Source organism: Propionibacterium sp. (assembly GCF_047719395.1).
Classification (GTDB): Bacteria; Actinomycetota; Actinomycetes; order Propionibacteriales; family Propionibacteriaceae; genus Propionibacterium.
In genome coordinates this window covers 1-7,550 of record NZ_JBDNTB010000083.1, presented here as the reverse complement: position 1 = coordinate 7,550, position 7,550 = coordinate 1, and the positions used below count along the sequence as shown (strand labels likewise).

General features: G+C 69.2%; 9 protein-coding genes. All 9 read left to right on the top strand.

The annotated features are described in order from the left end of the window. On the top strand, positions 1-728 hold a 728-nt coding region (locus tag ABF648_RS11495), incomplete at its 5' end, for an ImmA/IrrE family metallo-endopeptidase (RefSeq protein WP_415632388.1). Next, a complete protein-coding gene (locus ABF648_RS11490) occupies positions 728-1,648 on the top strand; it encodes a bifunctional DNA primase/polymerase (RefSeq protein WP_415632387.1) in 921 nt (306 codons plus the stop codon). The genes ABF648_RS11495 and ABF648_RS11490, both read left to right, overlap by 1 nt. Continuing rightward, entirely contained in the window at positions 1,645-2,445 is an 801-nt protein-coding gene (locus ABF648_RS11485; protein WP_236082488.1) for a DUF2637 domain-containing protein, read from the top strand. The genes ABF648_RS11490 and ABF648_RS11485 overlap by 4 nt, the downstream gene beginning before the upstream one ends. After that, positions 2,442-2,816: a hypothetical protein gene (locus tag ABF648_RS11480; protein WP_062820566.1), complete on the top strand. Its 375-nt coding sequence runs from the start codon at positions 2,442-2,444 to the stop codon at positions 2,814-2,816. The genes ABF648_RS11485 and ABF648_RS11480 overlap by 4 nt, the downstream gene beginning before the upstream one ends. Positions 2,817-2,913: 97 nt before the next feature. Further along, positions 2,914-3,774, top strand: a complete 861-nt coding sequence (locus ABF648_RS11475) for a hypothetical protein (protein WP_415632386.1) — start codon at positions 2,914-2,916, stop codon at positions 3,772-3,774. 6 nt (positions 3,775-3,780) lie between these two features. Continuing rightward, a complete protein-coding gene (locus ABF648_RS11470) occupies positions 3,781-4,794 on the top strand; it encodes a ParB N-terminal domain-containing protein (protein ID WP_062820564.1) in 1,014 nt (337 codons plus the stop codon). A gap of 32 nt (positions 4,795-4,826) precedes the next feature. Continuing rightward, complete coding sequence (locus ABF648_RS11465) at positions 4,827-5,516, top strand: hypothetical protein (RefSeq protein WP_062820879.1); 690 nt, start codon at positions 4,827-4,829, stop codon at positions 5,514-5,516. Between the two features lie 15 nt (positions 5,517-5,531). Beyond that, complete coding sequence (locus ABF648_RS11460) at positions 5,532-7,166, top strand: M23 family metallopeptidase (RefSeq protein WP_415632385.1); 1,635 nt, start codon at positions 5,532-5,534, stop codon at positions 7,164-7,166. Continuing rightward, entirely contained in the window at positions 7,163-7,429 is a 267-nt protein-coding gene (locus tag ABF648_RS11455) for a DUF6112 family protein (RefSeq protein ID WP_097799551.1), read from the top strand. Before ABF648_RS11460 ends, ABF648_RS11455 begins: the two co-directional genes overlap by 4 nt. The last annotated feature ends 121 nt before the right edge of the window (positions 7,430-7,550 follow it).

Sequence of the window (7,550 nt, the reverse complement as noted above, 5' to 3'; positions counted from 1 at the left end):
CGTGGCGCAGGCTCGGCAAGTTCGACAAGCCCCGGCCCGGTGAGACGGTGCGCTCGAAGATGGTCGGGGTGCGCCCGGCCTACGTGTGGGACGCCTCCCAGACCGCAGGCGACCACATCCCCGAGCCCCCACGCCCCAAGCTGCTGGAAGGCGAAGCCCCAGAAGGCTTGTGGGAAGGGCTCGCCGCGCAGGTGAAGGCCGCAGGGTTCGCCCTGACCGACGCCGCGTCGGCCTCGCTGATTCATGGGGCGAACGGGGTCACCGACTACCTCGCCCACACCGTGACCGTCCGGGCGGACATGGATGCGGCGGCGCGGGTCAAGACTCTGGCCCACGAGCTGGGCCATGTCCTGATGCATGGGCCGGACAATCAGGAGGCTCGGCAGCATCGCGGGATCGGCGAGGTCGAGGCAGAATCCGTCGCCCTCATGGTGGGCGCCGCGCATGGCATGGACACGTCGAGCTACACGATCCCGTACGTCTCCACCTGGGCCGCCCAGGTGGAGGGACGCGAGCCTGCCGAGGTTGTCAAAGCCACCGGCGAGCGCGTCCGGTCGGTCGCCCTGAAGATCCTGGATCAGCTCGACACCGCCCAGGTCGGCAACGGCACCCCACCCGGGCTCGAACGCGACACCCCCACCCGCGACGCCCCGAGACAGCCTGCTGCTGCGGATCGGGCGGCACCGGCACGGCGGGAACCGGTGCTCGCTGAGGCCAGGAGCCTGTGATGCCCGGCCTGTCCGCGTTCACACAGACGCTGATGCGCATGCCGCCTGGAGCCTCGACGGGCGAGGCGGCGATGGCGATGGCATCTGCTGGAATTCCCGTGTTCCCCGTCGCTGTCAACGGCAAGCAGCCGCTGACCCGGCACGGATTCCACGACGCCACCACGAGCCATGCTCAGATCCGCCACTGGTGGGCGTCGACTCCAGGGGCGAATGTCGGGATGCCTACCGGCGCCCGCTCGGGTGTCGTCGTGGTCGACGTGGATGTCCACGGGCCCGCCAACGGCTACGTCGCCTTGGATCGCTCCGACCGTGCCGGACTCTTGACGGGGTGGGAAGCCCTCATCCAGACGCCCAGTGACGGGCTCCACGCCTACTACCCAGCCACCCCGGGCACCGAACAACGCTCGTGGCAAGCCGCACGGGCAGGCATCGACTTCCGCGGCGACGGCGGTTACATCATCGCCCCTCCGTCCAGCAGAGTCATCGACGGCCAGCGCTGTTCCTATCGGCTGGAGCAGGTGACCCGCGACCAGCCGCAGCCACTGGATGCGAGGCGGCTGCGCCGTTTCCTCGATCCACCACCACCGCGGACACACGGCCCCCCGTCGCAGGCGATGGATCACGGGGTCGATGTTGAACGTCTCGCCGCCTGGGTCGGACGCCTTCAAGAGGGCGAACGCAATCACGGATTGTTCTGGGCCGCCTGCACCATGGCCGAACACCACGTCCCGCCGGGCCAAACTCTCGACGTGCTCACCACTGCCGGTGGTCAGGCGGGGCTCTCCGTGCGCGAAGTGACAGTGACGGTGCGTTCGGCCTACCGCACCGTCACCACCGCACCCACCAGCCTCAGTGCTGCGCCTGCGGCGTTGGAGCATCCGCCGCCCAGAGCGGCGAGCCCGGTTCGGAGCCTGCCATGAACGCGATCACGGGGCACCGCTGGGCGGTGATGACGGCGGTCGCGGGGACCGTGTTCATCGCCGCGGGCGCCTTCTGGTTGTCTTTCACCTCGCTCGCCGATCTCGCGCGGCGCTCAGGGATCGGGGCAGGGCAGGCGTGGGCGTGGCCGCTGATCGTGGACGGCATCATCGTCGTCGCCACCGTCGCCGTCGTCGCCCTGGCCGGAACTCGCACCTCCTGGTATCCCTGGGCGCTACTGATCGGCGGGGCCAGCGTCTCGGTGACGGCCAACGCCATCCACGCCGTCATCGCCGCCGACGCCGACGTCCCCAGCATTCTCGCCGGTGCCGTTGCCGCGGTCCCTCCCGTCGTGCTCCTGGCCATCACCCACCTGACCGTCATCCTCACCCGACCACCCGAACCTCACGCCACAGCGGAACCTCCCGATGCTGCGCTCCGCGCGTGGCCCGACATCGACGACGCAACGTCAGCGGACCTGGCCCGTCCCGAAATTCTGACGTCACCTGCGCCAACTTCCGACGACCCCAGCAGCGAACCCGCATCCATCAGCTACGTACTCGGCTTGGAGTCTTCGGCGGATCGACGCGAGCGCGCCGCGGCCCTGCACGAGTTGGGGTGGCCGAACAAGCAGATCGCCCGCCAGCTCGACGTCCACCCCTCCACGGTCGGCCGCTGGCTCACCGCCCACACCGTCGCAGACGCCCCAGTAGACGACGTGTCTGCCGACGAGACGGACACGAACGACATATCCGCGGGCCTGAGTGATCAGGCCCCCATCCACGAGGAGAAGTCATGAATACCGACGAGCAGACCCCAGACCCAATGATCGGGGACATCGCTGGCGCCACGGGCACACCGGACGCCATCGAAGCCAGCCACACGTCTCGCAGGGTCGATCCGGCCGTCGACCCCGCGCTGAGCCGAGAGCATCGAGTGGGGAGCGGGGTGGAGTGGGTGCGTCCCACCGACCTGATGGCCCGAACCGGCTCGCGCGTGGCGCGCGCGGGGATCGACTTCCAGGCCGACATGGCCCGCCGATCCCGCCACGCCGCCACCACGAGCGCACGAGCCCTGGCGGTACGAGCGCGCAGGCTCCCACCGGTCTCCGCGTTCGGCCGCGGGCACGCGGACCGCGCGACCACCCGCGATGCGGTCGGCATCCCCTGACCCCCAGCGGCCCGACCCGCAAGGTCGCCCGTTGCCCCGCTCGCTTGGCGGTGTGGGAGCCGGTGCGCACCTACGGGTCAAGGAGGTGCCAGCAACCATGACCACCACGATCACGCACCCTGAGCATGGCGAGGACTTCACGACCAGTGAGGGCCTGCGCCACGTCCTCGTCCGGCTCCACGAGGCGGGCCCTGCCAGCTGGGAGCACGACCCCACCGCCGGTGCACTCGTCGCCTTCGCGGCCGACAAGTACGCAGGGCTCGCCCGCAAACACGGGCTCGACCCGTGGGAGGCCGCCAGCGCCGCCTTCGAAGCGATGCGCAACGAATCCACCCGCACCGCGCGGGACCCCTGGGCCGTGGTCACCCACGCCGTCCAACTGTCCTGCATGGCCGAGGAACGCGGCCAAGGTCTGCTGTGCTCAACGCATCAGGCCCGGCGCCGCAAGTACGAGGATGTCCACGACCCCGAGAGAATGTCCGACCGGGAGACCCCACTGTCGGACTACCACCCTTCCTTCCACGTCTACGACCATATCGACGACCCCGACACCGAGGATGACCGTGACGACACCGGGCCGCAGGCCCAGGAGTTGTCGGCCCTGAACGCGGTCGATGAGTGCGTCGCGTTGTTCACCGGGCTGGGCTGGCCGCCCGACACGGCCCGGACCGCGATCCACTACGTGACCACCGCTCTCTCACGCACCCATTCCAGACTCTCCGCATACGAGGCGCTGCGCCACGACAAGTACGCCCTGGCGTTCCTGGACCTGACGCGCGACACCTGGGCGGTCCTGCTCCACGCCCTGCTCGGGAATCCTCACCCTGCCTTGCAGGCCATGCCTGCGGGGCGAGGGATTCTCATGCGCCTGGTCATCGGGGAACCCATCTGCTCGATCCTCCACGATGAAGACCTCATCCTCTCCATCGCCCTGGCGGCCCCAGGCAGGGCCAGGTGACATGCCATGGCCGCCACCGACGGGCACATCGAACTGGAACGGACCGTGAGTTCGATCCAGATCGGGGCACGCCACCGCCACGACCTCGGAGACCTCGACACCCTGGCCGCCTCCATCGACAGGTACGGGCTGCTCCAGCCGATCACCATCACCCCCGACGGCGTCCTCGTCTGCGGAGCGCGCAGGCTCGGGGCGATCAGGCAGCTCGGGTGGGACACCGTCCGAGTCTGGGTACGCTCAGGCATCTCAGACCCGCTCGCACACCTGCTGGCCGAGCAGGACGACAACGTGCTCCACAAGCCGCTCACCCAATTGGAGCAGGCCACCCTCTACCGGGAGATCACCGACCTGCTGCGCGAAGACGCTGAACGACGCCAAGAGGCGACGCGGTTCTCCAGTGAGCATCAGCCCGGAGACGACGGTCCCGCAAAATTTGCGGGACCGTCAGAGTCTTCTGGGGAGCGCAGGAAGCAGGCCGCCGACATGATCCCCGGCGGCGCCTCCTACGCCACGCTGGACAAGGTCACCTGGCTCCAAGACACTGCCAACGATCCCGGCCAGCCCGAGCAGGTCCGCCGTCAGGCAGAACTGGAGCTGGAGCAGATCGAGCAGGGTGCGGCCGTGCATCCGGCCTGGCAGCGGGTCCGCGACCTCACCACCACTGCCGCCACCTCCCGCTCACAGGACGCCGCGCGCCTGGCCGAGGAGGCGCTCGCCAAACTCCACGCCGAGCAGCGCACCGCAGGCAAACGCCGTTCAGCCTCGTCGCGGCCGAAGGCGCCCGTCGTTGAGGATCGGGAGGCGTGGCCTCCTCGCACGTTCGTCCACACCTGGCAGTCCTTCACACCTGGCTGGTGGGACCACTTCGACGTCGCGGTCCTGGTCGACAAGCTCACTCGCACCGAGATCGACGAGTTCTTCACGTTCGTCGATCAGGCCACGGCCTTCGCCGACCAGATCCGCACCGCCCTCGCCAGCCCCGCAGATGTCGGACAGCGGCCCAGGCTCACGGCCATCTGACGCGTCGGGGGCGCGTGGCGCACCTGCCGGTCATGAAGACACCTGCTGACGCACGTGCCCGGCGCCGACTCATCGCCCTCATCGCCACCGGAACCGCCGTGGTGTTGCTGGTGGTGTTCGGCGCCTACGGACTTCTCACCGGCCCCAACGGCGCGCCGACCGAGAGCCCGGCCCCGACACCGGCAGAACCTGCCTCCACGGCGCCATCACCCGAAGTTTCACAGGCCCCGTCGCGCCCGGTGGTGCCTCCGGTTCGGGCCAGACGGGACCCGGAGACGTTCGCGGGCAATGTCGCCCACGCCCTGTTCACCTGGGACACCACCACCGCGCTCATGCCCCTGGACTACACCGCCGCCCTCCTGGACGTTGGCGACCCGACCGGGGCCGAGCAGGCAGGACTCGCAGCCGACATCGCCACCTACCTGCCCACCCGTGAGGCCTGGGCCAAGCTGCGCCTCTACGCCACTGCTCAGACCCTCACCATCGACTCGATCCGGGTCCCGGACTCATGGGCGCAGGCCGTCCAACAGGCGCATCCCGGCCAGCTCCCCGCGGGTGCCACCGCCTACACGATCCACGGCACCCGCCACCGCGACGGCACCTGGAACGGGAAACCGACCTCGGCAGAACGGGACGTCGCGTTCACGCTGTTCATCGCCTGCCCGTCTGGTAGCGACTGCTACCTGCTGCGCCTGTCCGGGCTTGACAACCCCCTGAACTGAGAAGGGAGCTACGTCATGTTGAAGAAGCTCGCCATCCTCGCCGCCGCTCTCATGTTCCTTGGGCCCACCCTCGGACTCGTCGGCGTCGCTCTGGTCATGAACCCGGCCGCCAACGCCGCCTGCACCACCACCGGCAGCCCGGGCGTCAGCGTCGGGAACGTCCCGGATTCGCTGGAGGTGACCACCGCGGCTGGGGAGACATTCACGCTCAACCACCAGCAGCTCACCCACGCCGCGACCATCATCACCGAAGGCTCCACAATCGACGGCGTCACCCGCGACGGACTCCAGATCGCCCTCATGGCAGCGCTCACCGAGTCAACACTGCGGATGCTCGCCAACACCGGCACCTACCCCGAATCCGGGAACTACCCAAACGACGGGAACGGTGGAGACCACGACAGTCTCGGCCTGTTCCAGATGCGTCCCCAATCCGGCTGGGGCACCGTCAAGCAGCTCATGGACCCCACCTACCAGGTCAAGGCGTTCTTCGGCGGACCCAAAGGCCCCAACTACCCCTCGCCCCGCGGCCTGCTGGACATTCCCGGCTGGGAGCAGATGGGCACAGGAGAGGCCGCCCAGGCCGTGGAAGTCTCCGCCTTCCCCGACCGGTACGACAACTACGCGCCCGTCGCCGAGAAGATCCTCACCACCCTCACCCGTAGCGGGCGCGGCTCTGGCGCGAAACCGGCGGTGACGGGTGAGACCTCCCGGGTGGTCTTTCCACTTCCGGAGGGCACCTGGGTGCAGACCTCGAAGTTCGGGCCAAGGGTCGACCCGATCAACGGGGAATCCCGCATCCACTCCGGCATCGACCTCGCCGCACCGCAGGGCACGCCCATCATGGCCGCCGCCGACGGCACCGTCACCGTCGCCCGCTACACCGAGGCGGGCGGCGGGATCATCGTCATCGAACACCACATCGACGGCGCCACCCTCGCCACGGCGTACATCCACATGTGGGCAACCGGAATCCACGTCACCCCGGGGCAGAAGGTGACCGCGGGCCAGCACATCGGCGACGTCGGCTCCTCCGGGCACTCCACAGGACCTCACCTGCACTTCGAGGTCCGCCCTGGTGGCACCAATAGTGAGGCCGTCGACCCCGCCCCCTGGCTGAACCAGCACCACGCTGCGGACCTGCCCGATGCCACCGGCGGCACTGACAGCCACGGCTGCTCGACCTCCAGCACGGCGGGCGACCCCGCCGCCTTCCCCGGAGGAAACCCCGACAAGTTGGTGAATGATCCGACCACGGATGGGCAGATCACCGCGCGCATGGCCTACGTCATGGCCCAGACGAAGCAGGCCTTCCCCGACACCTCGTGGTCCTGCTACTCACCGCGCACCGGCACCAAGTCCGAGCACCCACTCGGTCGGGCCTGCGACATCACCTTCGGCAACCCCATCGGGAAACGCCCCACCCCGGCACAGCTGAAGGCCGGGTGGGAGGTCACCAACTGGGTCAAAGACCACGCCAAGACGCTCGGCGTCCAGTACCTCATCTGGCAGGGCACCATCTGGAACATCGACCGCGACGCCGAGGGCTGGCGCCCCTACAACGGCGGCGGCATGCACGACCCCACCGACATCACAGGCGGCCACTACGACCACCTCCACATCACCGTCAAAGAAGGAGCCCTGACATGAACGTGTTCCCCAACTTCGACGGCCTGAGCGGCGTCGGCGACCTCAAGACCGTCATCGGCGCCGCCCTCACCATCGTCCTGATCATCGCGGTCGTCATGATCATCGTCTCCGCCATCATCTGGGCCATCGCCACCGGAACCGGCAACACCAGCGTCGCCGCCAAAGCCCGAGCAGGCGTCCTCGTTGCCCTGGGCGCAGCAGTCCTCGCCGGGGCCGCAGTCGCCTGGATCAACTGGCTCATCCACCTCGGCCAGCAACTCTGACCGCCACGCCACCGCCCCCCCCCGCCCGCCCCGCGGGGGGGGGGGGTGGGGTGTGTGGGGGCGTGGGGGTGCGCCTGCTGGTGGACCCGCATTCCTCTGCCCCCCCCCCCCTGGGGCCGGC